The sequence below is a fragment of the Streptomyces sp. NPDC087845 genome, assembly GCF_044742755.1.
In the GTDB taxonomy this organism is placed as follows: Bacteria; Actinomycetota; Actinomycetes; order Streptomycetales; family Streptomycetaceae; genus Streptomyces.
Genome location: NZ_JBIUVC010000010.1, coordinates 1 through 26274, shown reverse-complemented (window position 1 = coordinate 26274; position 26274 = coordinate 1). Strand labels below are relative to the sequence as shown.

Here is a 26274-nt window from a genome sequence, read left to right as displayed (position 1 = left end):
ACGCCCGTGGGGCCGGGTGGGCGGCCCTGCCTTCATGCCTGAACCGCCGGGAGACCACCCGCCCAAGAACCCTGTTCGACCTGCATATTCCAAGATCGGTTGAACAACGGCTCTTCAGGCCGACTCAGGACGCCTCAGGCCGACTCAGCCGGCGAACCCCGGCACCACCAGACCGGACTCGTACGCGATCACTACCGCGTGGGTCCGGTTCTGCGCGCCGAGCTTGGTCAGCACGTTCCCGACGTGCGTCTTCACCGTCTCCAGGCTCACCGTGAGCGACTCGGCGATCTCCGGGTTGGACAGGCCGGTGGCCATCGACCGCAGCACCTCTTCCTCCCGCCCCGTCAGCGCCGCGTTCGGCAACGCCTCGGCGGAGCCCAGCGGGCGGGCGGCGACCATCCGGCGCAGTGCCGCCGGGAAGAGGATCGCCTCCCCCGCCGCCACCACCCGCACCGCCTCCGCGATCTGCTGGACCGGCAGCCGCTTGAGTACGAACCCGCTGGCCCCCGCGCTGAGCGCGGCCGTGACGTAGCCGTCGTTCTCGAAGGTGGTGATCACCACGACCTTCGGCGGTTCGGCGGAATCGGTGGAATCGGTGGAATCGGCGAGGAGTTGCCGGGTGGCCTCGATCCCGTTGAGACGCGGCATCCGCACATCCATCAGGACCACGTCCGGCCGCAGCCGCCGCACCTGCTCGACCGCCTCGACGCCGTCGGCAGCCTCTCCGACCACCGCGATTCCCGGCCGTGCCGCGAGCAACATGCGCAGACCGCTGCGGGTCACCTCGTCGTCGTCCGCGATCAGGAGTGTGACGGGGGTGCCGACGGGCCCGGTGGTGGAGGCGGGGCCGGTGCCGGCGCCAGTCGCGACGGCTTCGTTCGCGTCGGGGCCATTCGCGACGGCTTCACCCGGGTCAGAGCCGATCATGCCGGCAACCGTACCGGCAGCCGGACCGCCAACCGCCAGTGCTGCGGCCCGTCCGGACCGACCTCGACCTCACCGTGCAGCAGGCGCACGCGCTCGGCCAGCCCGGGAAGGCCGTGCCCGGATGTCGGGAAGGCACCTGGGCCCGTGCCTGTACCCGTGCCTGGATCAGCGCCCGTACCCGTACTCGTGCCCGTCCTCGCCCCGGTCCGGTTGACCACACTGAGCTCCAGTCCGTCCGGCGCGGCCGCCACCCGGACTTCGATCGGACCGCCCGCCCCGTGGCGCAACGCATTCGTCAGCCCCTCCTGCAGGATCCGGTACGCCGCCCGGGAGAGGGTCCCCTGCACCTGCGCCGGCTCGCCCGACAACTCCGGCTCCACCACCGCGCCCGCGTGCCGCAACCGGTCCAGCAGCTCGGGCAGGTCGGCCAAGGTCCGGGTCGGCGCTGTCTCCGCCTTCTCCTCGCGCAGCACGCCCAGCACGTAGTCCAGGTCCTCCAGCGCGGCCCGGGTCGACTCCTCGATGCTGCGCAGCGCAGCCCGTGCCGCCACCGGGTCGGCGGAGAGCACCTCGCCCGCCACCGCCGCCTGGATGGTGGCTGCGGTCAGCGTGTGCCCGATCGAGTCGTGCAGCTCGTGGGCCAGTCGGTTGCGTTCGGCCAGCCGCAATTCCCGCTCGGCCGCCAGCGCGAGCCGCTCGGCCGACGACGGCCCCAACAGCCTCGGCGCCAACCACCGCAGGACGCTCGTCACCACCACGCACACAGCCGCCGCCAGCAGCACGCAGCCGAGCGCCACCACCCATGTCCCCCAGCCACCCGACAACCGCACCGACCGGCCGAACAGACTCAGCCCCGCCTCGGCACGGAACCAACCCCCCGGGAGGGTCAGGCCCGCGAGGAGCAGCACACCGCTCACCACCGCCCCCGTCCACCCCAGTGCCACGTGCAGCAGCAGCCAGACCGGAGTCCGCCAACGGTCAGCACCGCAGGGCACGGCGGGGGCCGGCGCGGCGGGCACGGGCCCGGTGCCGGGTGAGCTCGCGGACCGGCCTACGGCCACCGGGGCCGGCAACGGCACCTTCAGCACTCGACGGGCGCACGCGATCAGCACCCGCCGCGTGGTGCGGGCCAGCCCGACCACGCCGATCAGTACGGCCCAGACCAGCAGGGCCAGAACAATCTGCACCCCCTCGGGGGCGGAGCCCCACACCAGCACCGGCAGCAGCGCGAAAGGCAGCAGCGGAACGCTCGCCAACGCGCCGCAATAGGCGAACAGCGCACCCGCATACGTGGAGCCGCGCAGCAACGGCCGGATTCCCCTGGTCATAATCGGCCAGTATGACCGGTCGGCTCACCGGTGGCCTCCCCCGATCGAGGGAGCGGTTTTTCCCGCCTTTCCGCGATGCGCACCCGAGACTCCGCAGGCCAGGATCGTGCCCTGCCCAGTTGACGGGAGGACGGATGATGAACACGCAAGGGACAGGGACGCCGCCGAATCACACGGCACCGGCTGAGGCCGTGCCGACTCGGACGATGTCGACTCGGGCCGCCGGGCCGGACCCGTATGCGCCCTGCCCCCAGGGCCCCGGCCCCGGCCCCGGCCCCGACTACGGCATGCGGCCGCCGGTCGGCAGGAACGGCCTGGCCGTGGCCGCCATGGTGCTGGGCATCATCGGCTTGCTGACCTCGATCGTCTTCGTCGGCGGCCTGCTCGGCGGCATCGGCATGATCCTGGGCATCGTCGGCCTGAGGACGGCCAAGCGGACCGGCATCGGCCGGGGCAAGGCCATCACCGGCGTGGTGACGTCGTCCCTCGCCATCGTGGTGTCCGTCCTGGTCGCCGTCTTCATGGTCTGGTACGCCAACAAGACGCAGGAGTGCTACCAGCCGGAGAGCATCCAGCAATACAAGCAGTGCGTCCACCAGCAGCTCACCGGGCACTGACCGGGCGCCGTCCGGGCACTGACCGCCGTCCGGACACTGCCCGGCGGCCGGCAGCACAGTCGGCAGCACGGCCGGCGACACCCCCGGCTCGGCGCACCGCTCGGGCGGCCGCCCCGTCAGGCCCCGGACCACCACGTTGAAGATCAACACGACGCCGTAAGCCAGACGCCGTCAAACAGACCCCGTAAATCAGACCCCGTAAATCAGACAGTGAGTCCCATCCTGACGACGGACTCACCGACCTCCCGCGCGCAAAAGGGCGGAAGGACCAGTCATCTCTCCCCAGCAAGGACGAGCATCATCATGCGAAACGGACGAATAGCTTCTCTTCTGGCCGTCGGCGCCGTGGCGACCTTCGTTTCAACGCCTGCACCTGCGCCTGCAATGGCCGCTGCCTCCTCCCAGTCCGCTGCGGCCAAGGCCCCTCTGCTCCCGTACACGCAGCAGAAACCGCAGTGGCAGCGCTGCGACGCGGAGAGCCCCGCCGCTTATCAGTGCGCGACGCTCAAGGTGCCGCTCGACTACAGCGATCCCGGTGGCAGGAAGATCGGCCTCGCGATATCCCGGCTGAAGGCAAGCAGCGCGAAGGAACGTCGCGGCGTTCTGCTGCTCAACCCCGGCGGCCCCGGCGGGCCCGGCCTGGACATGCCTGTCACCCCGGAGCTGGACTTCCCCGAGGAGGTGAAGAGCCACTACGACCTCATCGGATTCGACCCGAGGGGTGTCGGGCAGAGCTCTCCGGTCAGCTGCGGTCTGACTGCCGACGAACAGAACTTTGAACGCCCGTACCGGGCCGAGACCTTCGCGAAGGATGTGGAGTGGGCGCGTACGGTGGCCGACAAGTGCCAGGCCAAGGCGGGTGACACACTGCGGCACCTCACCACCCGCAACACCGCTCGCGACATGGACGTCATCCGTGCCGTGCTGGGAGAGAAGAAGATCTCGTACCTGGGGTTCTCCTACGGCACCTACCTCGGCGCCGTCTACACGCAGATGTTCCCCCGGCGAACCGACCGGTTCGTGCTGGACAGTGCGACCGACCCCGCACGGGTCTGGCAGGGCATGTTCCAGGCGATGGCGGAGGGAACCGAGCCCGCCTTCGCGCGATGGAGCGAGTGGACGGCCCGGCGACATGCGACGTACGGACTGGGCAGCACCCCGGCCGAGGTCCGCAAGTCCTTCTGGGACCTGGTCGCCCAGGCCGACCGCAACCCCATCGACGCAGACGGGAAGCTCCTCACCGGTGACGGCATCCGCGCCGGGCACGCCGCGTTCTTCCACGTTCAGGAAGCCGCCGAATGGGTCGCCGGGCTGAAGAAGGCGGCCGAGGACACGAAGCCGGCCCCGTCCGGCACGCCCGAGCGGGCCCCGAGCCCCGTCACACCGACGCTCGCCCGCGACGTTCCCTCGGACAACGACGCCGCGAGCGCCTGGGCCGTCTTGTGCGCCGACACCCGTACCTGGCCGCGCGACCCCGAGCAGTACCGCCGCGACGCGATCCGCGACAAGGCCCGATATCCGCTGTACGGCGATTTCGCGTCCAACATCAAGCCGTGTGCGTTCTGGAAGCAGGGCAGCGAGCCCGCGACAACGGTGAACAACAAGGTCAGCGCACTGATCCTGCAGAACGAGTGGGACCCCGCAACGCCCCTGGCCGGCGGCCAGGGCATGCACCGGGCCCTGCGCGGCTCCCGGATGGTCACCGTCGCCGGGGGAGAGGGGCACGTCGTCTACGGCTCCAACTCCTGTGCGGACAAGAGCAGCACGGTCTACCTGACCACGGGCCGGCTCCCGGCCAAGGACCTGACCTGCCAGACACCGGCCGGTCAGCAGGACAAATTCTGAACGGTCTTCTCACGCAGTCGCGCCGTCGCAACATGGATCTCGAAACCGCACGGCACCTGCCCGTCCGGCGCCGTCATCTCCCCCACCTCGGCGAAGAAGGTCTCCCGCAGGCGCTCCACGGTGGCCCGGTCAAGCGGGCCGAGGTCGTAGAGGCCGGATACGGCGGTCCATACCTGCGCGACCGGACCACTCAGATCGATGGGAATGGTCTCCCAGTCCACCGCGGAGAAGCCTGCCGGTCCAAGAATTTCACCAAGACCCTCGCGACTGCGTGTCCGCCTGTCCCCCAGCGCCGGAATACGCCGAGAGGCGGGCAACTCCCCCACCGTGGACCGCAGCAGTCGGACGAAGCGGCCATACGCCTCGCCGCCGACGGCCCCACCTCCCACCACGCATGCCAGCACCCCTCCGGGTGACAGCACACGAGCGATCTCGGCCGCGACCTGTTCGATCTCGCCCAGCAGCATCAGTGCCATGTGGGAAACGCAGGCGTCGAAGCTGCCGTCGGCGAAAGGAAGTTCCTGGGCGCGACCCTCCTCCAGCCTCGCCCCGGACAGCGCCGGTCGACGTCGTGCCAGCGCCGGTGACTGCGGAGACAGATCCACCCCGGCGAGCTGCCTCCCGTCGCTCCGGGACAGGAGCTCCAGCAGCAGGCCGTCACCACAACCGAGGTCCAGCACCTGCCTGCTTCCGGCGACCCCCGTACGGCACAACGCCCTGGCCGCCGTCGAGGAGGCGGGCCCGAGCGGCGCCCGTACCGAGGTACTGCGCGCCCTCGCCCGGGACCCCGGCCTCGGCACGGCGGCGGCCCGCATCCTCACGGCCTGGGGCCGTAAGCCCGACGCCTAGGGCCTCTCGTTTGGATCAGGCCGGATCAGGGAGCGGGGCCTGATCCCAACGAAAGACCCTAGGGCTGTACACCCGGCGTCCGCTACCGGATCACGAAGCTGTCGACGATCATGTAGTCGCCCGTCTTCATGACGCCCCTGAGGGTGTGCGCGCCGGGGGCGAGCCCGGCCGCGCGGAAGACGGTCTTCTGGTGCACGCGCGTGGCGTCGTGGTTGTCGATCGTGCCCGCGGACCGGCCGTCGACGAAGAGCTCGACCTCGCCCTCGTCGGTGTTGACCTGGGTGATGAGATCGATCGCGGTCCCGTTGAAGGCCAGCTCGAAGGAGTCCCCGACCGTCTGGGTGGCGTGCACGTCGTCGGCCCAGCCGCCCGCGCCGCCGCGATACCTGTTCTTCCAGTCCCAGCCGCTGCCGGTGTAGACGACGCCGGACGTGTTGTTGATCTGCTCGCCGCCGGTGGGCTTGCGCAGGCTCACCTCGGTGGACGCCTGATCGCGCCAGACCTTCAGCGCGACGCCGGCTCCGGGAGCGGCCTGGTTGTAGGCGAGCCAGAAGCTGTTGCGGTCGGTGACCGGCCGACCGTCGATCTCCCGGATGACGTCATTGGCGCGCAGCCCCTGCCGGTACGCCTCCGAGGTGCCCGGCACGGCAGCCAGGTGCAGGCCGTTGGTGTCGGTCAGTCCGGTGGCGGACTTGATCGCGTCGGAGTAGATCCGGGTCACCGGCACGCCCAGCAGCGGTTCCGGAAGGGCGTCGAGGGTGTCGGTGTCAGGAGTCTCCGTGGGCCAGGTGAGCGGCGGCGGCGTGGGGGATCCGGCCTTGCCGAAGCCGCCCGTCGCGATGTTGTGGAAGCCGAGGGCCAGGGCGGGCGAGCCGGGCCGCACGGTGTAGTCGAGCTTCGCCGGGTCCGTGAAGGGCGACGCACCCGTGAACTGCGGGTCGGCGGTCACCGAGCGGGTGTCCAGTCCGTTCGCCCGCCAGGCGTCGTCGACGCCCCGGACGGCATTGCCGTTGTTCCAGAACAGGTTGTCGTCGATGACGGGCCTGCTCCTGGCCATGTCGGCCTGGATCAGGCTGTAGGGGGTGTCGGTGACGAAGACGTTCTTCTCGACGACGTCGCCGCTGTCCGCGAACCAGACGTGGAAGTGCGCGCCGCCGTTGACGAAGACGTTGTTGCGTACGGTCCGGTGGAAGCCCTCGCGGAGCTTGACCCCTCCGTTGAGCAGCAGGTTGTCCTCGATGAGGTAGTTCGAGCTGCCGTCGTCGAGGTCGATGTCCCAGTGCGAGGAGTGCCGGATCCGGTTGTGGCGGATGACGGTGGTCTCCATCGCGTCCAGCTTCGCGTACGACTTCTTCGTGGCGTCGTCGGCGGTCAGCGGCCAGAAGCGGTCCCGGCCCCAGGAGTTGAAGGGTCCGTGGTCGGACGTCTCCTTGACGCAGTTGAAGATGTCGTTGTTCTGGATGAGGTGGCCGCCCCACGTGCCGTCGTTGATGTCGACGCACGCGCGGGGGCCGTCGTGGAGAGTGTTGCCGTCGACGGTCACCCGGCGGCTCATCGATATCTGCACGCCGGAGGTCTGCTTCTCGAACTGCCCGTTGTCGTGCAGGTAGTTGTCGCGGATGCTGATGTCGCGGGGGTAGTTCTCGCTCTTCGGTCCGGGCCGGGTGTCGCTGATGGTCCTGCGCATGTGGTCCCAGGTGGACGGTTCACGGACCGCGTCCGGGTTGCCGACGACCGCGATGTCGGAGGCCCCCGAGTGGCTGAACTCGTTGCCCGAGACGGTGTCGTGGCTGTTGTACCCGTCGATCAGGAGGGCGTTGCCGCCGAGTTGGTCGAAGCGTGAGTCGCGTACGGAGACGTTCTCGGTGTTCTTCAGATGGACCGCCGCCGCTCGCGCCAGGGCCCAGTCGCCGAGCTGGAGCTTCTCGTACGGCGTGTTGAAGAGCGTGCGGTGGGTCCGGGTGAAGGTGAATCCGGAGAAGGTCAGGTGGTGGACGGCGTCACCCGGCCCGCTGCCCTCCACCCGGATCAGTTCGTTCTGCTCGGCCGTCTCGACGCGGGCACGGGCGGGGTCGGTCCCGGCCGGGGGGTAGAAGTACAGCTTCCCTGCGGGCTTGTCGTAGAACCACTCGCCGGGGGCGTCGAGCTCCTCGAAGACGTTCTCGACCATGCGGTACGTGTCGTGCAGGCCGCTGCCCCGGTTGTTGTCGCCGACCCAGGCCAGTTCGGGCGTGCCGTCCGCCTTCACGCCGGTGACCTCGAAGGAGTTCCCGCCCCACATGCCGTCGTGCAGACCGCGTACGAGCGCCGTCGTCGGATTCTTCCAACGGGCCACGCGCTCGGCGGAGATGGCGTCCGGCGCGTACCCGCCGAGGATCGCGGTGTCCGGATCGTAGTCGGGGTAGCGGGCGAGCGTCTGCCGCTGCCCGTCGACGAAGAGCCCGTCGAAGTCGAGGCCGGCTCCGATGTCCGCGACCTTGATCGAACCGGAGTAGGACCGCCAGTGGGGTGCGAGCGAACGGCCGCCACTGATGACGACGCGTTCGCCGGGCGCGGCGAGGTACCGGACCGGGGCCTTGCCGGTACCGGAGTCGGCTGCGGTGAACTCCAGGGCGGACCGCAGCCGGTACGTACCCCCGTGCACCACGACATCGACCGGTCTCCGCCCCCGCCCGTCCTTGTGGGACGCCGCGCGGACGGCCTTCCGGGCCCGCTCCAGCGTCCGGAACGGTTTCGCCGCCGAGCCCTTGGCCCGGTCGCTGCCCCGGGGTGAGACATGGAAGGTGACGGCCTCACCGCTCCGGCCGCCCGCGGCGGCGGGCACGACGGGCACGACCGCCAGCCCGACGCCCAACGCGGCGGTGGCCACGACAGCGGTCAGTGCGGAGGCCGGGCTTCGGCGGCGGGGGCGGGAACCTGGGACGGTGCGCACGGGCACTCCTCATCGACGGTCACGTCGGATCGGCTTCCATGAAAGCCAGGCATCCAATGTCTATGCCCAACTTCTGCGAGTTGTACGGGGATCAACGCGCCGCAAGCTATTCATACATCGGATGACCGTCAAGAGGTTGAACCAAAAGAGCCCCCGCCCGCCCCGGCAACGGGGACGGACGGGGGCTCACCGCTCCGGCGGCGATCACTCAGGGGATGGGAACCGGCACCGAGGACGACGGGCGGTGGGAGGCGGGGACGGGGACGGCCATCCCCACCCCGGCGCCGGGACGGGGACGACCGGCGCCCACCCCGGCGCCGCTTCCGCTCAGCGCCGCCCCAGCCGCTGCGCGACCTCCGTCGCCCAGTACGTCAGGATCATCTGCGCCCCGGCCCGCCGGATCCCGGCCAGGCTCTCCATGATCGCGGCGTCCCGGTCGATCCAGCCCTTCTCCGCGGCCGCCTCGATCATCGCGTACTCCCCACTGATCTGGTACGCGGCGACCGGCACGTCCACCGAGTCGGCGACCTTCGCGAGGATGTCGAGGTACGGACCGGCCGGCTTGACCATGACCATGTCGGCGCCCTCCGCCAGGTCGAGCGCCAGCTCGCGCAGCGACTCACGGGCGTTCGCCGGGTCCTGCTGGTACGTCTTGCGGTCGCCCTTGAGCGAGGAGCCGATGGCCTCGCGGAACGGCCCGTAGAACGCCGAGGAGTACTTCACGGTGTACGCGAGGATCGAGACGTCCTCGTACCCGGTCTGGTCGAGCGCGTCCCGGATGACACCGACCTGGCCGTCCATCATGCCGCTCGGGCCGACCACATGGGCGCCCGCGTCGGCCTGGACCTGGGCCATCTCGGCGTATCGCTCCAGCGTCGCGTCGTTGTCGACCCGGCCGTCCTCCGTCAGCACACCGCAGTGGCCGTGGTCGGTGTACTCGTCCAGGCACAGGTCCGACATGACGACGAGATCGTCACCGACCTCCGCGCGCACCGCCCGCAGTCCGGCCTGGAGGATGCCGTCCGGGTCGGTGCCCGCCGTGCCCCGGGCGTCCTTCTTCTCGTCCGCCGGAACGCCGTAGAGCATGATCCCGGAGACCCCGGCCGACACCGCGTCGGCGGCGGCCTTCCGCAGGGTGTCCAGGGTGTGCTGCTGCACGCCGGGCATGGCCGAGACGGCGACCGGGGCGTCGATGCCCTCGCGCACGAACGCGGGCAGGATCAGATCCGCCGGGTCGAGCCGTGTCTCGGCGACCATCCGCCGCATCGTCGGGGTCGTCCGCAGCCGCCGGGGGCGGGAGCCGGGGAAGTTTCCGTACACAGTCATCCTTCGAGATTAGACCCGTACACATCACCGTCTTACCGACACCTGTGCCGGAAAAAGACCGCGAAACGGGCAGAGGCCCGGCCGCCGAAGCAGCCGGACCCCCGACACCGTGAACCGGCCGATCAGGTCGTCGTACGACGACGCCGCGCCCCCGGACGCCGCTCGCTCGGCCGCGTCACCGGGTCGCCGGCCTCCTTGGCCGTCTCCCGGCGCTGCGCACCGAACTCGGCGAGGGCCTCGGCCAGCTTGTGCACCGAAGGCTCCGGCGACAGGACGTCGACGCGCAGACCGTGCTCCTCGGCCGTCTTGGCCGTCGCCGGGCCGATGCACGCGATGACCGTCACATTGTGCGGCTTGCCCGCGATGCCGACGAGGTTCCGTACCGTCGACGACGAGGTGAAGAGCACCGCGTCGAAGCCGCCGCCCTTGATGGCCTCACGCGTGTCGGCGGGCGGCGGCGAGGCGCGGACCGTGCGGTACGCGGTGACGTCGTCGACCTCCCAGCCCAGCTCGATGAGCCCGGCCACCAGCGTCTCGGTGGCGATGTCGGCGCGCGGCAGGAAGACGCGGTCGATCGGGTCGAAGACCGGGTCGTACGGCGGCCAGTCCTCCAGCAGGCCGGCGGCGGACTGCTCACCCGACGGCACCAGGTCCGGCTTCACACCGAAGTCGACGAGCGCGGCGGCGGTCTGCTCACCGACGGCCGCGACCTTGATCCCGGCGAAGGCACGGGCGTCGAGCCCGTACTCCTCGAACTTCTCCCGGACGGCCTTCACCGCGTTGACGCTGGTGAAGGCGATCCACTCGTAGCGGCCCGTGACCAGGCCCTTGACCGCGCGCTCCATCTGCTGGGGCGTACGAGGCGGCTCGACGGCGATCGTCGGGACCTCGTACGGCACGGCACCGTACGAACGAAGCTGGTCGGAGAGCGACGCCGCCTGCTCCTTCGTGCGCGGGACGAGCACCTTCCAGCCGAAGAGCGGCTTGGACTCGAACCACGCGAGCTGGTCGTGCTGGGCAGCGGCGCTGCGCTCACCGACCACGGCTATGACGGGCTGGTGCCCGTCCGGCGACGGCAGGACCTTCGCCTGCTTCAGGACCTGCGCGATCGTCGCGAGGGTCGCCGTCCAGGTGCGCTGGCGGGTGGTCGTACCGGCCACCGTCACGGTCAGCGGGGTGTCGGGCTTGCGGCCCGCCGAGACCAGCTCACCGGCGGCCGCGGCCACCGAGTCGAGCGTCGTCGAGATGACGGCCGTCGCATCGCTCGCACCGACCTCGGTCCAGCAGCGGTCCGAGGCGGTACGGGCGTCGACGAACCGGACGTCGGCGCCCTGCGTGTCACGCAGCGGCACACCGGCGTACGCGGGCACGCCCACGGCGTTGGCGACACCCGGCACGACCTCGAAGGGGATGCCGGCGGTGGCGCAGGCGAGCATCTCGGCCCCGGCGTCCCCGTCCAGTCCCGGGTCGCCGGAGACGGCACGGACGACCCGCCTGCCGCCCCTCGCTGCCTCCATGACAAGATTGGCCGCATCCCTGAGAACGGGGACACCGGCGGCTGTTGACTGCGCGTCAACAACCGTCAGTTCAGGGGTGCTTACGCCTGCCCGCGCATGGCAGCGAACGACGCCGAGAACGTCCGGCTCGGCGACAAGGACGTCCGCGCTCGCGAGCGCCTCGACAGCGCGCAGGGTCAGCAGTCCCGGGTCGCCGGGACCGGCGCCGAGGAAGGTGACGTGCCCTTGTGCGGACAGGGCCGGAAAGTCGGATGCGGCGTGGCCGGTGGGGCTCAAAGTGCTCGCTCCCCCATAAGACCGGCCGCACCCTTGGCGAGCATCTCGGCCGCGAGTTCGCGACCGAGGGCCGCCGCGTCGTCGTGCGACGTGGGGACGGGACCGGTGGTGGACATCTGTACCAGCGAGGAGCCGTCGGTGGAACCGACGACACCGCGCAGGCGCAGTTCGTTGACAGCCTGCCCGTCGACCAGGAGGTCGGCCAGCGCACCCACAGGTGCGGAACAACCGGCCTCCAGGGCGGCGAGCAGGGCACGCTCGGCGGTCACGGCGGCCCGGGTGACCGGGTCGTCGAGCTCGGCGAGCGCGGCGGCGAGGTCAGCGCTGGTCGCAGCGCATTCGATCGCCAGTGCTCCCTGGCCGGGAGCGGGCAGGACGGTGTCGACCGACAGGAAGTCGGTCACCTCACCGCTCCGGCCGAGGCGGCTGAGCCCGGCCGCGGCGAGTACCACCGCGTCCAGCTCCCCGCTTCGTACGAATCCGATCCGCGTATCGACATTCCCCCGGATCGGCACGGTCTCGATGTCGAGGCCGTGATTGCGCGCGTACGCGTTGAGCTGCGCCATGCGGCGCGGCGAGCCGGTGCCGATGCGGGCACCGGACGGCAGCTGCTCGAAGGTCAGCCCGTCCCGCGCCACCAGTACGTCGCGCGGGTCCTCGCGCACCGGCACGGCGGCCAGCACGAGGCCCTCGGGCTGGGCGGTCGGCAGGTCCTTGAGCGAGTGGACGGCGAAGTCCACCTCGCCGCGCAGCAGCGCGTCGCGCAGCGCGGCGACGAACACGCCGGTGCCGCCGATCTGCGCGAGGTGCTCCCGGGAGGTGTCGCCGTACGTGGTGATCTCGACGAGCTCGACGGCGCGCCCGGTCACCTCGCTGACCGCGTCGGCGACGAGGCCGGACTGCGCCATGGCGAGCTTGCTGCGCCGGGTGCCCAGCCGGAGCGGCGCGTCGGTCTGCGCGCGCTGGGGTGAGTTGTCGGTCATGACCGCCCTCGATTCGGGTCGTTCAGGTCTGCCCGGGAGACGGCGGCGACCGTCTGCGGGTCGAGGTCGAAGAGTTCCCGCAGCGCATCGGCGTACCCGGCGCCGCCGGGCTCGCTGGCGAGCTGCTTGACCCGCACGGTGGGCGCGTGCAGGAGCTTGTCGACGACGCGGCGCACGGTCTGCGAGATCTCGGCGCGCTGCTTCTCGTCCAGGTCGGGGAGGCGTCCGTCGAGCCGTGCGATCTCGCCCGCGACGACTCCGGCGGCCATCGTGCGCAGGGCGACGACGGTCGGGGTGATGTGGGCGGCCCGCTGGGCGGCGCCGAAGGCGGCGACCTCGTCGGCGACGATGGTGCGCACCTGGTCCACATCGGCGGCCATCGGGGCGTCCGCCGACGCCTCGGCGAGCGACTCGATGTCGACGAGGCGCACACCGCCGAGGCGGGCGGTGCCGCCGTCGATGTCGCGCGGCATGGCGAGGTCGAGCAGGGCGAGGCGGACGGGTCCGGCGCCCTGGGCGGGCACGGTGGCCCGGACGGCCCGGCGCACCGTACCGGCGGTGCCGTTCTCCACCCAGGCGGCGTGCCGGTCGGGGTCGGCCGGCGGCGCGGGGACGGGGGCGGCGGGCGCCTCGTGCGCGGGGTCGAAGGCCAGGCCGAGCGCTCCGGCGACGGCCTCGGCGGTCAGCACGAGACCCGTGGCGCCGGTGCACGAGACGACGACGTCGGCACGTGTCAGTTCACCGGCGACGGCGGCCATCTCCACGGCCCGGGCGGTCACTCCGGTACCCCCGGGCTGGCCCAGGATCTCGACGAGCCGGTCGGCGCGGGCCCGGGTCCGGTTGGCGACGGCGATCTCGGCGACACCGGCACGGGCCAGGGTGGCGGCGGCCAGCGAGGACATCGAGCCCGCGCCGATCACCAGCGCCCGCTTGCCCCGGGCCCAGTCGGTGACGTCCGCACCGGCCGCGAGCTGTTCGAGGCCGAAGGTGACGAGCGACTGCCCGGCCCGGTCGATCCCGGTCTCGCTGTGGGCGCGCTTGCCGACCCGCAGGGCCTGCTGGAACAGATCGTTCAGCAGCCGGCCGGCGGTGTGGAGCTCCTGCCCCAGCGCCAGCGCGTCCTTGATCTGGCCGAGGATCTGACCCTCGCCGACGACCATCGAGTCCAGCCCGCAGGCCACCGAGAAGAGGTGGTGGACGGCCCGGTCCTCGTAGTGCACATAAAGATATGGAGTGAGCTCGTCCAGCCCGACCCCGCTGTGCTGGGCGAGGAGCGTGGACAGCTCGGCGACGCCCGCGTGGAACTTGTCCACGTCGGCGTACAGCTCGATGCGATTGCAGGTGGCCAGCACGGCGGCCTCGACCGCGGGTTCCGCGGCGAGGGCGTCCTGGAGCAGCTTGGCCTGTGTCTCGGCAGCCAGCGAGGCCCGTTCCAGTACGGAGACGGGGGCGCTGCGGTGGCTCAGCCCTACGACGAGAAGACTCATGCCGGCATCACGGCGGGCATGTCCCCGTCAGGTCCCTTCCGGCTGTCGGCGGCGGCACGCACGGGCGGCGCGGCCGTCTCCGGGCTGCTCTCGGAGGTGTCCTCGCCGGCCTTGCGCTGCTCGTGGAAGGCGAGGATCTGGAGTTCGATGGAGAGGTCGACCTTGCGGACGTCGACGCCGTCGGGCACGGAGAGCACCGTCGGCGCGAAGTTCAGGATGGAGGTGACGCCCGCGGCGACGAGCCGGTCGCAGACCTGCTGGGCGGCACCGGCCGGGGTCGAGATGACACCGATCGACACGCCGTTCTCGCTGACGATCTTCTCCAGCTCGTCGGCGTGCTGCACGGGGATCCCGGCGACGGGCGTTCCGGCCATCGCCGGGTCGGCGTCGATCAGCGCGGCGACCCGGAAACCGCGGGAGGCGAAGCCGCCGTAGTTGGCGAGCGCGGCGCCGAGGTTGCCGATACCGACGATCACGACCGGCCAGTCCTGGGTGAGCCCGAGTTCACGGGAGATCTGGTAGACGAGATACTCGACGTCGTACCCGACGCCCCGCGTCCCGTAGGACCCCAGGTAGCTGAAGTCCTTGCGCAGCTTGGCAGAATTGACCCCCGCCGCCGCCGCGAGCTCCTCGGACGAGACCGTGGGGACCGAGCGCTCGGAGAGCGCGGTCAGTGCGCGCAGGTACAGCGGAAGTCGGGCGACGGTGGCCTCGGGAATTCCTCGGCTACGGGTCGCCGGTCGGTGAGTTCGGCCAGTTGCCACGGTGCTCCTGCGGGATGAGCGGGGCTGCAGGCGGCCGTACGTCACAAGGCCGCCCCGTCGAATGCAGGCTATGTCTTTGTGAACACGTGCACAAAGATAGTGTCCGTTTTGTCCGGTCAAAGTGACCGGGGTCACGCACATTCGTTGCGCGATCCCGGAACCAAGGATCGCATCAGCCCGTTGCGGGCCCGAAGGGGGCAAAGCGGCACACACTCCTCACAACCACTCCCCCGAGATCACTCAAAACGCCCACGATGGTAACCGGGTTTCACTCATGAACGCAGTGCGTTGCGCAGCCTCGCCGGGTCCACCCGCCAGAACGTGTGCTGCTCGTCGTCGATCAGGACGACCGGGATCTGCTCCCAGTACTCCCGGTGCAGCTCCTCGTCCTGGGTGATGTCCCTCTCCTCCCAGGAGGCACCGGTCTCCTCGCACACCTCCCGCACCACCGCCCTCGCGTCGTCACAGAGGTGACATCCGGGCTTCCCGATCAGGGTCACCACCCGGTCCGCGGGCTTCTTCCTCGTACGTCGCAACAGGGCACTCATGCCTTCATTCTGCGCCGAACGGATCCGGCACCCCGACCCCGGCGGCGAACCGGTTCCGCCGTTGATCCGCCACGCCCCGGATCACCCGCGCAGCACATCGGCGGCCGAGAGTTCACGGCACGGCATCCCGGCAGGTCGGGAAGGGCCGGACCAACTGGCTATGCTCACGACATGGCCGCTCTTGGATGGCTCACACCCCGTAGGCGCCCCGCGACAGCACGGAGCGTGCTGGCAGGCGAGGCAGCAGCTGAGGCAGCGCGGAAGTCCTCCGTCCCCACCGAACTCCCCGACGACCGGCCCTCCGCCGACGACTCCTCCGCCACCGGCCGGGACGCCTCCGTCCGCCCGGAGACCGCCGAAACCGTCAGAACCTCCGAAACCGCCAAAACCGCTGAGCCCGCCGAATCCGCCGAGCCGGCCTTCCCCGTCGTCGGCGACGAGCGGGCCGCCGCCTTCTTCGACCTGGACAACACCGTGATGCAGGGCGCGGCGCTCTTCCACTTCGGCCGCGGCCTGTACAAGCGGAAGTTCTTCCAGCGCCGCGAGCTCACCCGGTTCGCCTGGCAGCAGGCGTGGTTCAGGCTGGCCGGCGTCGAGGACCCGGAGCACATGCAGGACGCCCGCGACAGCGCCCTGTCCATCGTCAAGGGCCACCGCGTCTCCGAGCTGATGTCCATCGGCGAGGAGATCTACGACGAGTACATGGCCGACCGCATCTGGCCCGGCACCCGCGCCCTCGCCCAGGCCCATCTGGACGCCGGGCAGCGGGTCTGGCTGGTCACCGCCGCCCCGGTGGAGACCGCCACGATCATCGCCCGCCGCCTCGGGCTGACCGGCGCGCTCGGCACGGTCGCCGAATCCGTGGACGGCGTCTATACGGGCCGCCTGGTCGGCGAGCCGCTGCACGGGCCCGCGAAGGCCGAGGCGGTCCGCGCCCTGGCCGCGGCCGAGGACCTGGACCTCGACCGCTGCGCGGCCTACAGCGATTCGCACAACGACATCCCGATGCTGTCCCTGGTCGGCCACCCCTACGCGATCAACCCGGACGCCAAGCTCCGCAAGTACGCCCGCGCCCGCGACTGGCGGCTGCGGGACTACCGGACGGGCCGCAAGGCGGCCAAGGTCGGCATCCCGGCCGCGGCCGGCGTCGGCGCACTCGCGGGCGGTACCGCGGCCGCCGTCGCCCTGCACCGCCGCCGCCGCTGACGCACACCCGTTCGTTCCCCGCCGCGGCCGCCGGGCCACGCCCGAACACGCACCGCCAATCGGAACCCCTTACCCACCGACCACTCCCGCCAGTCGGATTACGCGCACCCGACCACAACCCGTCGTCCCGGCAGGCAGATCGCGAACTAATCCGATCAATAACCGGTCACGATGTGCTACTTGATACGTCGATTAGTCGCTACAGAAGCGACGTAATCGATGATTTGAGCAACTGGGTGTAGCACTGCCTGTACGAAGCGTTATTCTCCTCAGACGCATTCCGGAACCCACCACTCACTACGACGAGTGACGGTTTCGCACTGCACGTGATGGAAGCTCTGCCTCTGGGAGTCCCGTGTACCCACACGTCGGGGTTGACGCCTCGGGCCTGGCTACGCTGCGCGCAACGGTCGCCAACCGTTTGCGCGGCTTCGTCCCCACCGCGTACGCCGTACCCGCTTGTGCCACCCCTGCACCTGTCGGCCCCTGCTATGCCATGGCCGAACGCGGTGCGGCGGTCGGAAGACGCAGCAACCGCGGCACAACTACTACGTCCACCGTCCGCAGGCCCACCGCCGACAGCGACAGCGCGCGCATGATGGATCTCGTCGAGCGCGCCCAGGCCGGCGAGGCCGACGCCTTCGGCCGCCTCTACGACCAGTACAGCGACACCGTCTACCGCTACATCTACTACCGCGTGGGCGGCAAGGCGACGGCGGAGGACCTCACCAGTGAGACCTTCCTGCGCGCCCTGCGCCGCATCTCCACCTTCACCTGGCAGGGCCGCGACTTCGGCGCCTGGCTGGTCACGATCGCCCGCAACCTGGTCGCCGACCACTTCAAATCCAGCCGCTTCCGGCTGGAGGTGACCACCGGCGAAATGCTCGACGCCAACGAGGTCGAGCGCAGCCCCGAGGACTCCGTCCTGGAATCCCTCTCCAATGCCGCACTGCTGCAGGCCGTGCGCCGACTCAACCCGCAACAGCAGGAATGCGTGACCCTGCGCTTCCTGCAGGGCCTCTCGGTCGCCGAGACCGCCCGGGTCATGGGCAAGAACGAGGGTGCGATCAAGACCCTGCAGTACCGCGCCGTCCGCACCCTGGCCCGGCTCCTTCCGGACGACGCCCGCTGACCCGCCTCCGGCCGCATCACTCTCGGCGATATGTTCATTACTCACCGGTCGTATCATCGTTCTTGCGTAACCCATGTGCCGCGCTCCTCGTTGTGCCGGTTGCAGGCCCCCTGTCGCCACCCCATGTCCGCCGACACTCACTCATTCGTGTGGAAGCGCTCAAGGTGTGCAACCTTCCGGACCCTCAGGGGAGTCGACCGTCATGACGAGAGGAGGTGCCGCCAGTGATCGCAAACGTTTCGGCACACCGGCGGGCGAACGCCTTCGCCCAGGCCCTGGAGGAGCAGTCGCTCCACGGTGCGGCGGCCGCGCAGCCCGAGGAACCGGCCGAACCGGCCGCCCACGGACCGCTGCTGGCCCTGGCGAACGGCCTCGGTGAGCTACCGCGGCCCGAATTGGATCCCGAGGTCAAAGTGGTGCAGCGAGCCCAGCTCGTCGCCGCCATGGAGGCCATGTTGGCCGAGGGCGGTGCGTCCGCGGGCCCTACGGTGCCCGAACAGCGGGCCAAGGGGGCCCACCGGGCCTCCCCGCTCCGGAAATTGCGTCCGCGCTCACGCTGGACGAAGGGCCTCGCGGCCGGCGGACTCACCGTCGGTGTGGCGGCGGGAGCCTTCGGCGGAGTGGCCGCTGCCAGTTCCGACGCCCTGCCAGGTGATTCGCTGTACGGACTCAAACGCGGCATGGAGGACATCCATCTCGGCATGGCCAGCGGCGACGCCGACCGCGGCGAGGTCTACCTCGACCAGGCGTCGACCAGGCTCAGCGAGGCCCGCCGGCTGATGGAGCGCGCCCGCTCCGGCGATCTCGACCACGAACAGCTCGGCGAGGTCAGGCGCGCACTCAACGGCATGACGCACGACGCCACCGAGGGCCACCGTCTGCTCCACGCGGCGTACCAGCGGGACGGCGCCATCGGCCCGATCCAGACCCTGGACTCCTTCTCCCGCTCGCACCGCGACAGTTGGAGCAGCCTGCGCAACCGGCTGCCCGTACAGCTGACCGATGTCGGCGACCAGGTCAGCTCGGTCTTCGACGCCATAGACGAAGAGGTCGGGCCGTTGCAGTCGCTGCTGCCCCGCACCCCGGACCGGAGCCGCGGCGCACGGCGGTCGGACGCCACGGAGCAGGACACGGGACCGTCCGGTACGGACCACTCCACGTCCTCGTCGCCGCGGGCCCCGCACGGCAGTACGGGCCACATCCCCGCACCCCGACCGTCGGACTCCGGCAGCGCCCCGTCCGACGGCCTGATCGGCGGCACGGACGGCCTCCTCGGCACCCCGCCCCCGGGCACCGCACCGTCCACCGACGGCCGGATCAGCTCCCCGCCCACACCGGACGTAACGCTGCCCCCGCTCCTCCCCGGCCTGCTCCCGGGCCTGGGGCTCAACAGCGAGAATCTGGACGACTGACACCGTCCCGATCGCCGGACGGGCACTCCGAGCCCGTCCGGCGATCGAGGCCAAGCACCCACCGGCACACCGCCCGCCCCGGTACGCACCTCAGAAGAACACCGACCTCCGCTGCACCAGCAACTTGTACAGCGTGTGCTGAATCTGCTCCCGCACCTGGTCCGTCAGATTGAACATCAGCATCGGATCCTCCGCCGCCTCCACCGGATACCCACTCGTGGAGATCGGCTCGCCGAACTGGATCGTCCATTTCGTCGGCAACGGCACCGCCCCGAGCGGCCCCAGCCAGGGAAACGTCGGCGTGATCGGGAAGTACGGGAATCCCAGCAGCCGTGCCAGCGTCTTCGAGTTGCCGATCATCGGGTAGATCTCCTCAGCCCCCACGATCGAGCACGGGACGATCGGCACCCCCGCCCGCAGTGCCGTGGAGACGAAACCGCCCCGGCCGAAGCGCTGGAGCTTGTACCGCTCGCCGAACGGCTTGCCGACACCCTTGAAGCCCTCCGGCATCACCCCGACGAGCTCGCCGCGCCGCAGCAGCCGCTCCGCGTCCTCCGCGCAGGCCAGCGTGTGCCCGGCCTTGCGGGCAAGCTCGTTGACCACCGGCAGCATGAAGACGAGATCGGCCGCGAGCAGCCGCAGATGCCGCCCCGCCGGATGGTTGTCGTGCACGGCGACCTGGAGCATCAGCCCGTCGAGCGGCAGCGTCCCCGAGTGGTTGGACACGATGAGCGCCCCGCCGTCCGACGGGATGTTCTCGATGCCCTTCACCTCGACCCGGAAGTACTTCTCGTAGACCGGCCGCAGCATCGACATCAGGACCTGATCGGTCAGTTCCTCGTCGTACCCGAACTCGTCGACCTCGTACTCGCCGGTGACCCGCCGCCGCAGGAACGCGAGCCCGCCGGCGATCCGCCGGTCCCAGCCGCCGCGCTCGGCCCCCTCCAGGGGCTGCCCGGCCCGCCGGGGCTCCCCCTGCGGCAGCGAGGCATCCTGCTGCCCGGGAAGGGCGCTGACGGCCGTGGTCCCGACCACGGAGGCCGCGGAAGCCGCGGCGGGTCCCTGCCCCCTGCCCCCCGCTGACCGGCGCCGCGCGGAACGCGACGAGCCGCCCGACCGCGAACGGTCGTCGTCGAACGGAATGACCTTGGCATCCGCCATCGTCGGTGCGCTCCTCTACCTGGCGCTGGGGGTCGGGTGTGTGTCGCCCGCCCCGGTGGACCCCGGAACATCGCCGGCCGCCCCGGCGAACGGCATGGCGGCCAGTCTGTCGACCGCCCTTCCCGCCGCCTCGGGCGGCAGCAGCCCCGGCCCCTGGCTGCGCGCGAACTCCGCGAACGTCTCCGCGGTGGTGAACTCCGGGTGGAAACCCAGGGTCTCGCGCATCTGGACGGTGGAAACCACCCGGCCGTGGGTGAGCAGCCGGATCTGCTCCGGCGAGAAGTCCGTCATGCCGACCCTGCGCAGCGCCTGGCCGACCCAGGTGACGGCGGGCAGCAGCAACGGCATCGTCGGCCGCCCCAGCCGCCGCGAGCACTGCGAGAGCAGCAGCACGCCGTCCCCGGCGATGTTGAAGGTGCCGCTGTTCAGCGTCCCGCGCCTCGGCTCGCGCGAGGCGATTCCCAGTACGTCGACGACATCGTCCTCGTGCACGAACTGGAGCCTCGGGTCGTACCCGAACACCGTGGGCAGTACGGGCAGCGACAGATAGTCGGCGAGCGGCGAATCCGCCTCCGGTCCCAGAATGTTCGCGAACCTGAGCACGCACACGGCGACGTCCGGCCGACGGCGGGCGAAGCCCCGTACGTACCCCTCGACCTCCACCACGTCCTTGGCGAAGCCCCCGCTCGGCAGGGACTTGGGCGGAGTGGTCTCGGTGAAGACCGCCGGGTCGCGGGGGGCGGAGCCGTACACGTTCGTACTGGACTTGACGACCAGCCGCCGCACGCTCGGCGCCTTCTGGCAGGCCCCGAGCAACTGCATGGTGCCGATGACGTTGGTCTCCTTGACCGTCGTCCGGCCGCCCGTACCGACCGCCTTGGCGGAGACGTCCAGGTGGACGACCGTGTCGACGGAGTGCTCGGCGAGGACTCTCGCGATCGCGGGCTGGCGGATGTCCGCCGCCACGAAGTCGGCGTCGCCCAAGCGGTGTCCGGGCGCGACCGCGTCGACGGCGATCACCCGGTCCACTTCCGGATCACGCTGGATGCGCCGCACGAAGCGGCCGCCCAGCTGCCGGGCCGCTCCCGTGACCAGCACGACCTTCCCCAAGATCAGCGCCTTCCGTCGAAAGGTTTCCCCTGGGCGTCACCGTAGCGGGTGGATGTTGCCCCGTGATGACCGCACGGCGGCCTTCTGCCGCGTCTTTGGCCCGAATGCGGGTACCGCCGCAACGCGCCGCAGCCCTCCCGCCACACGGGCGGGAGGGCTGCGGATTCACGAACTGCGTTCGCCTACTTCTTGTTGCGACGCTGAACGCGCGTGCGCTTGAGCAGCTTGCGGTGCTTCTTCTTGGCCATCCGCTTGCGCCGCTTCTTGATAACAGAGCCCACGACTACCCTCGCTCACTTCTTCTTCACTGGTGCGGGGCGTCTGGGCCCACACGACCTACGTCGGCCTAGCCTACCCGCCACCGCGTGAGGGGCGTAATCCGAGGTGAACCTCAGGCGGACTCCACCCCCACGAAGGACTCGCGGAGATACTCGTGAACCGCTTGCTCCGGAACCCGGAAGGACCTGCCCACCCGGATCGCCGGCAGATGACCGCTGTGCACCAAGCGGTACACGGTCATCTTCGACACCCTCATGACCGAGGCGACTTCCGCCACGGTCAGAAATTTGACCTCGTTGAGAGGCCTCTCGCTGTCAGCAGCCATGACCCACCTGTACCTTCCGCACGAGACGCCCACCGGCTTCCCCTCCGGTGACTCTTCGTCGTTGTGCGCTCACTCCCCAGATTAGGGGCGCGTGATGCGAGTGGGGAAGAGGAGAGACGATCGGCCGCCTACTGTGACAGACACGCCCGATTGAGTACATAGCGCGTGAGCGGGCGGTAGGAGGCGGACCGCACGGCGTCGTCGAGCGGGACGGCGACCGACACCCGCCCCTCGGCCTCCCCGACGAACAGCGCGGGGTCGTCCGTATCCGCCAGCCCGATCGCCTCGATGCCCAGCTGACCTGCCCCGCAGACCCACCCATGGTCCCCGACGACCAGCTCCGGCAGCCGCCCGCACCCCTCCGCCGCCGACTCCAGGGCAACCCTGACCGGCAACGGTGAATGGGTGTGTGCGCCGGTGTCACCACCGGAAGCCCGCACGCCGGGTTCACGCACCATCGCGACTCCTCGTACGTAGTCGAGGTTGTACGTGCGTACGCCGAACCGGGTCGTTATGTCGATACATCGCCCCTGCGCGGGTGTGAGTACGGGGCACCCGGCCGCCGACAGGGCGTCTGCCAGCTCTGCGTAGAAACCGAGCAGCCGGTGCGGATGCCCCGTCCCCAACAACACCGGCGCCCGCCGGACCGCCGCATGCGACAGCCGCTCGGCGAAGGCATCCAGAGCTGCCAGGGTCCGCTCCGGATCGATCACATCATGGCCCGAAACATGAGCGGGATCGTCCGAAACACCACACTTGGCGGCCATCAGACGTAGCAGATCGGGCTCCTCCCAACACCGTTCGGGGTCGAGGCCGAGCATCACCCGCGGGTCGCGGGCCGCGAAGAGCCGATAACTCCGCAGGCTCACTTCCCTCGACGTGGCCACGGGCCCGGCCAGCCGGGCCGCCAGCAGATGCGCACGCAGCGCTCCGGTGCTCAACACCCCACCGATGCTGCCCCAATCACCCGGACGGAGGGCCAGAAGCCCGGATACGCCCCACAGTTGGCGTAACCCGGCCCAGGACGGCACGGCCGGCCCGCCGTCCCCCGCCCGCCCTCGCAGGGAGAGGGCCGCACCGTGACAACCGCCCCCGCCCCCTCAGGTCAGCAGCCCCCGCAACGGGAACGCCGCCCGCCTGGTCGCCAGCACCGCCTGGTCCAACCGGTCCGCGGGGTCGTACCCCTCCTCCCACGGCTTCCAGGAAGGAGTACGCCCGTCCGTCATCCGGGCCGGCCCCAACTGACGGGTCCGCGCGTAGACCTCGTCCCGCCACGAGGCCGGAACCACCGACTCTGGATCCACCGGCGCGTGCGCGGCGATCCCCACCAGATGCGTCCAGGCCCGCGGCACCACGTCGACCACCGCGTACCCGCCCCCGCCGAGCGCCACCCAGCGCCCGCCCTCCGCGTACGCGTGGGCGAGATCGTGGCAGGCCGCCATCACCGCCCGCTGCGCGTCCAGCGACACCGCGAAATGGGCGAGCGGATCCTCGAAATGCGTATCGGCCCCGTGCTGACTCACCAGCACCTGCGGCCTGAAGTCCGCCAGCAGCTCCGGCACGACGGCGTGGAACGCCCGCAGCCAACCCGCGTCCCCCGTACCCGCCGGCAGCGCCACATTCACCGCACTGCCCTCACCCGCCCCGGAACCGGTCTCCTCCGGCCAGCCGGTCTGCGGAAACAGCGTGCGCGGGTGTTCGTGCAGCGACACGGTCAGGACCCGCGGGTCCTCCCAGAAGGCCGCCTGCACACCGTCCCCGTGATGTACGTCCACGTCGACGTACGCGACCCGCTCGGCACCCAGCTCCAGCAGCCGTGCGATGGCGAGCGCCGGATCGTTGTAGATGCAGAACCCCGCGGCACCCCCCGGCATGGCATGGTGCAGCCCGCCCGTGAAGTTCACCGCGTGCGCGGTGTCCCCACGCCACACCGCCTCGGCCGCGGCCACCGACTGCCCGGCGATCAGCGCCGACGCCTCATGCATCCCCGCGAACGCGGGATCGTCCACCGTCCCGAGCCCGTAGTTCTGATCGGCGTGCTTCGGATCCGCCGACGCGGCGCGCACGGCGGCCACATAGTCCTCGCGGTGCACCAGGCGCAGCGTCGACTCCCCGGCGGGCTTGGCCGCCACCACGTCCACGGCCCCGTCGAGCCCGAACGCCCGCACCAACCCCATCGTCAGGGCCAGTCTGACGGGGTCCATCGGATGGCTTTCGCCGAAGTTGTATCCCGTTACTGCGTCATCCCACATCAACTGTGCGCGGCCGCTCATGCCCGCCACCGTATCGGGCAGGTTCCGTGCCGAACGACTTGGCGTACACGAGCGTCGCGAGCACCAGCACCATCGGTACGAGCATCGCCCCCCGGTAGCTCCAGGCATCCCCGAGCGCCCCCACGAGCGGCGACCCCACCAGGAATCCGACGTAGTTGAAGACATTCAGCCGTGCGATGGCCGTATCGCTCGCCCCGGGAAACATCCGCCCGGCAGCCGCGAACGTCTGCGGCACGATCACACACAGACCGAGACCCAGCAGAGTGAACCCGAGCATCCCGACCCACGCACCACCGGCCACCGCCACCACACCGAACCCGGCAGCGGCCAGCACACTCCCGAACCGCACCACGGCCACAGCCCCGAACCGCCGCACCCCGAAGTCCCCGACGGTCCGCCCCAGCAGCGTCGTCACCATATAGACGTTGTACGGAACGGTCGACAGCTGCTCCGTGCTGCCCAGCACGTCCTGCAGATACTTGGCGCTCCAGTTGGAGACCGTCGAGTCCCCTATGTACGCGAAGCTCATCACCAGGCAGAGCGGCATCAGCAGCTTGAAGGAGACCGAAACGGCCCCCTTCCCCTGCGCCTCCACCGGGGCCGCCTCCACCGACGCGCCCTCGGCGTACCACCGGCTCCCGATGAACACGACGGGCAGCAGCACGACGACCGCCGGAAGGTACGAGACCAGCAGCGACAGATCCCAGTGCGCCCCGGCCCACGCCATGGACGCCCCGGCGATGCCGCCCAGGCTGTACACGGCATGGAACCCCAGCATGATGGAACGCCCGTACGCCCGCTGAAGGCTGACCCCCATCATGTTCATGGAGGCATCGAGCGCCCCGACGGCAAGCCCGAAAACCCCGAGCGCCAGAGCCGCCTCCCACAACGCGCTCCCGGCCCCGGCACCGAGCAGCGCAAGCATCACAACGGGCTGCGCCCACCTCAGTACGACCCCGGGCCGCACCCGCGCGACCACCTTCTCGGTGACCACGCTCCCCACCCCGGCCAGGATCGGCACCGCGGCCAGGAACACCGGCAACAGCCCGTCGGATATCCCGTACCGGTCCTGGATGGCGGGAATCCGCGTCACGAGCAGAGCGAAGGTGACCCCTTGCACGAAGAAGCTCAACGCGAGAGAGGCCCTGCCGTGCCGCAAGCGAGCATGTGTCATGGCCGCGAGCGTAAGGCCACCCGCTACCCATGGGTAGATGGATCAGGCGAGCAATTCCCGCAGTTGGCTCATGTCGGAGAAGTGCCCGGTCACCCCGGCGAGCCGGTCCGCCGGCATCATCGACGTAAACCCGTACACATCCATCCCCGCGGCCTGGGCCGCCTCCACGCCGAGCGGGCTGTCCTCGATGACGACGCACCGCTCGGGAGGGACCCCCATCCGCTCGGCGGCATGCAGAAACAGATCGGGCGCCGGCTTTCCGCGCGCCACATCCTCCGCGCTGAAGATCCACTCCTCCTCGAACCACTGGTCGAGCCCGGTCTTGCGATGCCCGACCCGGATCCGCTCATGGGTCCCGGAGGACGCGACGCAGTAGGCCACCCCGTCGGCGACAAGCTTCCCCAGCACCTCGTCGACGCCCGCCACCGGCTCCAGCTCCTGCTGGAACGCCGCGAAAATCCGTGAGTGCAGTGTCTCGTCGAAGTCCGAGGGCAGCTTCTCCCCGGTCTTTTCCTCGACGAGATCGTGCACCCGGTGCACGGCAGCCCCCATGTAGTCGCGAAGGCACTCCTGGTACGAGGTGGGGTGACCGAGCTCCGTGAGGTACTCGGCCAGGATGGTGTTGGAGATCGGCTCGCTGTCCACGAGCACACCGTCGTTGTCGAAGATGACCAGTTCGTAGCGCATGCTTCGAGCCTAGACGCTCTGAACGCAGAAAAGCCCCGTGCCACAAGGGCACGGGGCTTCTCACAAAAGGAGTTCGGCGGCGTCCTACTCTCCCACAGGGTCCCCCCTGCAGTACC

General features: G+C 70.4%; 23 protein-coding genes. 5 read left to right on the top strand and 18 right to left on the bottom strand.

What is annotated here, in order from left to right; all coding sequences use genetic code 11:
* Window positions 1–144 precede the first annotated feature (144 nt).
* Both ACIOMQ_RS24840 and ACIOMQ_RS24835 read right to left on the bottom strand, forming a co-directional pair.
* Window positions 145–927, bottom strand: coding sequence for a response regulator transcription factor (locus ACIOMQ_RS24840; protein ID WP_362199114.1), 783 nt, complete (start codon window positions 925–927; stop codon window positions 145–147).
* The gene (locus ACIOMQ_RS24835) at window positions 924–2255 is read right to left on the bottom strand and encodes a sensor histidine kinase (RefSeq protein ID WP_402190368.1); all 1332 of its coding nucleotides are present in this window, start codon (window positions 2253–2255) and stop codon (window positions 924–926) included. Before ACIOMQ_RS24835 ends, ACIOMQ_RS24840 begins: the two co-directional genes overlap by 4 nt.
* Window positions 2256–2461: 206 nt before the next feature.
* On the opposite strand from ACIOMQ_RS24835, the gene ACIOMQ_RS24830 reads away from it, so the two are divergent.
* Both ACIOMQ_RS24830 and ACIOMQ_RS24825 read left to right on the top strand, forming a co-directional pair.
* Window positions 2462–2872 carry a DUF4190 domain-containing protein gene (locus ACIOMQ_RS24830; RefSeq protein ID WP_402190364.1) on the top strand — a complete coding sequence of 137 codons (411 nt, stop codon included), beginning with the start codon at window positions 2462–2464 and terminating at the stop codon, window positions 2870–2872.
* Between the two features lie 303 nt (window positions 2873–3175).
* The gene (locus tag ACIOMQ_RS24825; protein ID WP_401944461.1) at window positions 3176–4717 is read left to right on the top strand and encodes an alpha/beta hydrolase; all 1542 of its coding nucleotides are present in this window, start codon (window positions 3176–3178) and stop codon (window positions 4715–4717) included.
* Here ACIOMQ_RS24825 and ACIOMQ_RS24820 read toward each other — a convergent pair.
* From ACIOMQ_RS24820 to ACIOMQ_RS24785, 8 genes are all read right to left on the bottom strand, one after another.
* Window positions 4699–5532, bottom strand: a complete 834-nt coding sequence (locus ACIOMQ_RS24820) for a class I SAM-dependent methyltransferase (protein WP_402190362.1) — start codon at window positions 5530–5532, stop codon at window positions 4699–4701. The genes ACIOMQ_RS24825 and ACIOMQ_RS24820 overlap by 19 nt on opposite strands.
* A 116-nt stretch (window positions 5533–5648) precedes the next feature.
* Window positions 5649–8498, bottom strand: a complete 2850-nt coding sequence (locus ACIOMQ_RS24815) for a PDZ domain-containing protein (protein ID WP_362199103.1) — start codon at window positions 8496–8498, stop codon at window positions 5649–5651.
* Window positions 8499–8825: 327 nt separating this feature from the next.
* Window positions 8826–9824 carry a porphobilinogen synthase gene (gene hemB / locus ACIOMQ_RS24810; RefSeq protein ID WP_402190358.1) on the bottom strand — a complete coding sequence of 333 codons (999 nt, stop codon included), beginning with the start codon at window positions 9822–9824 and terminating at the stop codon, window positions 8826–8828.
* A gap of 122 nt (window positions 9825–9946) precedes the next feature.
* Window positions 9947–11617 (bottom strand): bifunctional uroporphyrinogen-III C-methyltransferase/uroporphyrinogen-III synthase, encoded by a 1671-nt coding sequence (locus ACIOMQ_RS24805; protein WP_362199097.1) that lies wholly within the window; start codon window positions 11615–11617, stop codon window positions 9947–9949.
* Window positions 11614–12600 carry a hydroxymethylbilane synthase gene (hemC, locus tag ACIOMQ_RS24800; protein ID WP_362199094.1) on the bottom strand — a complete coding sequence of 329 codons (987 nt, stop codon included), beginning with the start codon at window positions 12598–12600 and terminating at the stop codon, window positions 11614–11616. Before hemC ends, ACIOMQ_RS24805 begins: the two co-directional genes overlap by 4 nt.
* Window positions 12597–14087: a glutamyl-tRNA reductase gene (locus ACIOMQ_RS24795; RefSeq protein WP_362199091.1), complete on the bottom strand. Its 1491-nt coding sequence runs from the start codon at window positions 14085–14087 to the stop codon at window positions 12597–12599. The genes hemC and ACIOMQ_RS24795 overlap by 4 nt, the downstream gene beginning before the upstream one ends.
* Entirely contained in the window at window positions 14084–14851 is a 768-nt protein-coding gene (locus tag ACIOMQ_RS24790) for a redox-sensing transcriptional repressor Rex (protein WP_362199088.1), read from the bottom strand. The genes ACIOMQ_RS24795 and ACIOMQ_RS24790 overlap by 4 nt, the downstream gene beginning before the upstream one ends.
* 272 nt (window positions 14852–15123) lie before the next feature.
* The gene (locus ACIOMQ_RS24785) at window positions 15124–15399 is read right to left on the bottom strand and encodes a glutaredoxin family protein (protein WP_362199085.1); all 276 of its coding nucleotides are present in this window, start codon (window positions 15397–15399) and stop codon (window positions 15124–15126) included.
* Window positions 15400–15570: 171 nt separating this feature from the next.
* On the opposite strand from ACIOMQ_RS24785, the gene ACIOMQ_RS24780 reads away from it, so the two are divergent.
* The 3 genes from ACIOMQ_RS24780 to ACIOMQ_RS24770 all read left to right on the top strand — a co-directional run bounded on the left by ACIOMQ_RS24780 (window position 15571) and on the right by ACIOMQ_RS24770 (window position 19149).
* Entirely contained in the window at window positions 15571–16605 is a 1035-nt protein-coding gene (locus tag ACIOMQ_RS24780) for an HAD-IB family hydrolase (RefSeq protein WP_362199082.1), read from the top strand.
* A 355-nt stretch (window positions 16606–16960) separates the two neighbouring features.
* Window positions 16961–17737 (top strand): ECF subfamily RNA polymerase sigma factor, BldN family, encoded by a 777-nt coding sequence (locus tag ACIOMQ_RS24775; RefSeq protein WP_362199079.1) that lies wholly within the window; start codon window positions 16961–16963, stop codon window positions 17735–17737.
* 224 nt (window positions 17738–17961) lie between these two features.
* Complete coding sequence (locus tag ACIOMQ_RS24770) at window positions 17962–19149, top strand: DUF5667 domain-containing protein (protein ID WP_362199076.1); 1188 nt, start codon at window positions 17962–17964, stop codon at window positions 19147–19149.
* A gap of 90 nt (window positions 19150–19239) precedes the next feature.
* Here ACIOMQ_RS24770 and ACIOMQ_RS24765 read toward each other — a convergent pair whose 3' ends face one another.
* The 8 genes from ACIOMQ_RS24765 to ACIOMQ_RS24730 all read right to left on the bottom strand — a co-directional run bounded on the left by ACIOMQ_RS24765 (window position 19240) and on the right by ACIOMQ_RS24730 (window position 26158).
* Complete coding sequence (locus tag ACIOMQ_RS24765) at window positions 19240–20310, bottom strand: lysophospholipid acyltransferase family protein (protein WP_401266066.1); 1071 nt, start codon at window positions 20308–20310, stop codon at window positions 19240–19242.
* A gap of 15 nt (window positions 20311–20325) precedes the next feature.
* Window positions 20326–21420, bottom strand: a complete 1095-nt coding sequence (locus ACIOMQ_RS24760; RefSeq protein WP_362199070.1) for an NAD-dependent epimerase/dehydratase family protein — start codon at window positions 21418–21420, stop codon at window positions 20326–20328.
* A gap of 182 nt (window positions 21421–21602) precedes the next feature.
* Window positions 21603–21701 (bottom strand): 30S ribosomal protein bS22, encoded by a 99-nt coding sequence (locus ACIOMQ_RS24755; RefSeq protein ID WP_003948845.1) that lies wholly within the window; start codon window positions 21699–21701, stop codon window positions 21603–21605.
* Between the two features lie 110 nt (window positions 21702–21811).
* Window positions 21812–22024 (bottom strand): helix-turn-helix domain-containing protein, encoded by a 213-nt coding sequence (locus ACIOMQ_RS24750; RefSeq protein WP_158070919.1) that lies wholly within the window; start codon window positions 22022–22024, stop codon window positions 21812–21814.
* 128 nt (window positions 22025–22152) lie between these two features.
* Window positions 22153–22968, bottom strand: a complete 816-nt coding sequence (locus ACIOMQ_RS24745; RefSeq protein WP_362199066.1) for a phosphatase — start codon at window positions 22966–22968, stop codon at window positions 22153–22155.
* Window positions 22969–23124: 156 nt separating this feature from the next.
* A complete protein-coding gene (locus tag ACIOMQ_RS24740) occupies window positions 23125–24297 on the bottom strand; it encodes an acetoin utilization protein AcuC (RefSeq protein ID WP_362199063.1) in 1173 nt (390 codons plus the stop codon).
* Window positions 24266–25471 carry an MFS transporter gene (locus ACIOMQ_RS24735; RefSeq protein ID WP_362199060.1) on the bottom strand — a complete coding sequence of 402 codons (1206 nt, stop codon included), beginning with the start codon at window positions 25469–25471 and terminating at the stop codon, window positions 24266–24268. The genes ACIOMQ_RS24740 and ACIOMQ_RS24735 overlap by 32 nt, the downstream gene beginning before the upstream one ends.
* A 42-nt stretch (window positions 25472–25513) precedes the next feature.
* A complete protein-coding gene (locus ACIOMQ_RS24730) occupies window positions 25514–26158 on the bottom strand; it encodes an HAD family hydrolase (protein WP_362199057.1) in 645 nt (214 codons plus the stop codon).
* Between the last annotated feature and the right edge of the window lie 116 nt (window positions 26159–26274).

Coding starts and splice junctions, on each gene's coding strand:
- ACIOMQ_RS24840 (WP_362199114.1), bottom strand. CDS start 927: ATGATCGGCTCTGACCCGGGTGAAGCCGTCGCGAATGGCCCCGACGCG.
- ACIOMQ_RS24835 (WP_402190368.1), bottom strand. CDS start 2,255: ATGACCAGGGGAATCCGGCCGTTGCTGCGCGGCTCCACGTATGCGGGT.
- ACIOMQ_RS24830 (WP_402190364.1), top strand. CDS start 2,462: ATGTCGACTCGGGCCGCCGGGCCGGACCCGTATGCGCCCTGCCCCCAG.
- ACIOMQ_RS24825 (WP_401944461.1), top strand. CDS start 3,176: ATGCGAAACGGACGAATAGCTTCTCTTCTGGCCGTCGGCGCCGTGGCG.
- ACIOMQ_RS24820 (WP_402190362.1), bottom strand. CDS start 5,532: ATGCGGGCCGCCGCCGTGCCGAGGCCGGGGTCCCGGGCGAGGGCGCGC.
- hemB (WP_402190358.1), bottom strand. CDS start 9,824: ATGACTGTGTACGGAAACTTCCCCGGCTCCCGCCCCCGGCGGCTGCGG.
- hemC (WP_362199094.1), bottom strand. CDS start 12,600: ATGACCGACAACTCACCCCAGCGCGCGCAGACCGACGCGCCGCTCCGG.
- ACIOMQ_RS24795 (WP_362199091.1), bottom strand. CDS start 14,087: ATGAGTCTTCTCGTCGTAGGGCTGAGCCACCGCAGCGCCCCCGTCTCC.
- ACIOMQ_RS24785 (WP_362199085.1), bottom strand. CDS start 15,399: ATGAGTGCCCTGTTGCGACGTACGAGGAAGAAGCCCGCGGACCGGGTG.
- ACIOMQ_RS24780 (WP_362199082.1), top strand. CDS start 15,571: ATGGCCGCTCTTGGATGGCTCACACCCCGTAGGCGCCCCGCGACAGCA.
- ACIOMQ_RS24765 (WP_401266066.1), bottom strand. CDS start 20,310: ATGGCGGATGCCAAGGTCATTCCGTTCGACGACGACCGTTCGCGGTCG.
- ACIOMQ_RS24750 (WP_158070919.1), bottom strand. CDS start 22,024: ATGGCTGCTGACAGCGAGAGGCCTCTCAACGAGGTCAAATTTCTGACC.
- ACIOMQ_RS24740 (WP_362199063.1), bottom strand. CDS start 24,297: ATGAGCGGCCGCGCACAGTTGATGTGGGATGACGCAGTAACGGGATAC.
- ACIOMQ_RS24735 (WP_362199060.1), bottom strand. CDS start 25,471: ATGACACATGCTCGCTTGCGGCACGGCAGGGCCTCTCTCGCGTTGAGC.
- ACIOMQ_RS24730 (WP_362199057.1), bottom strand. CDS start 26,158: ATGCGCTACGAACTGGTCATCTTCGACAACGACGGTGTGCTCGTGGAC.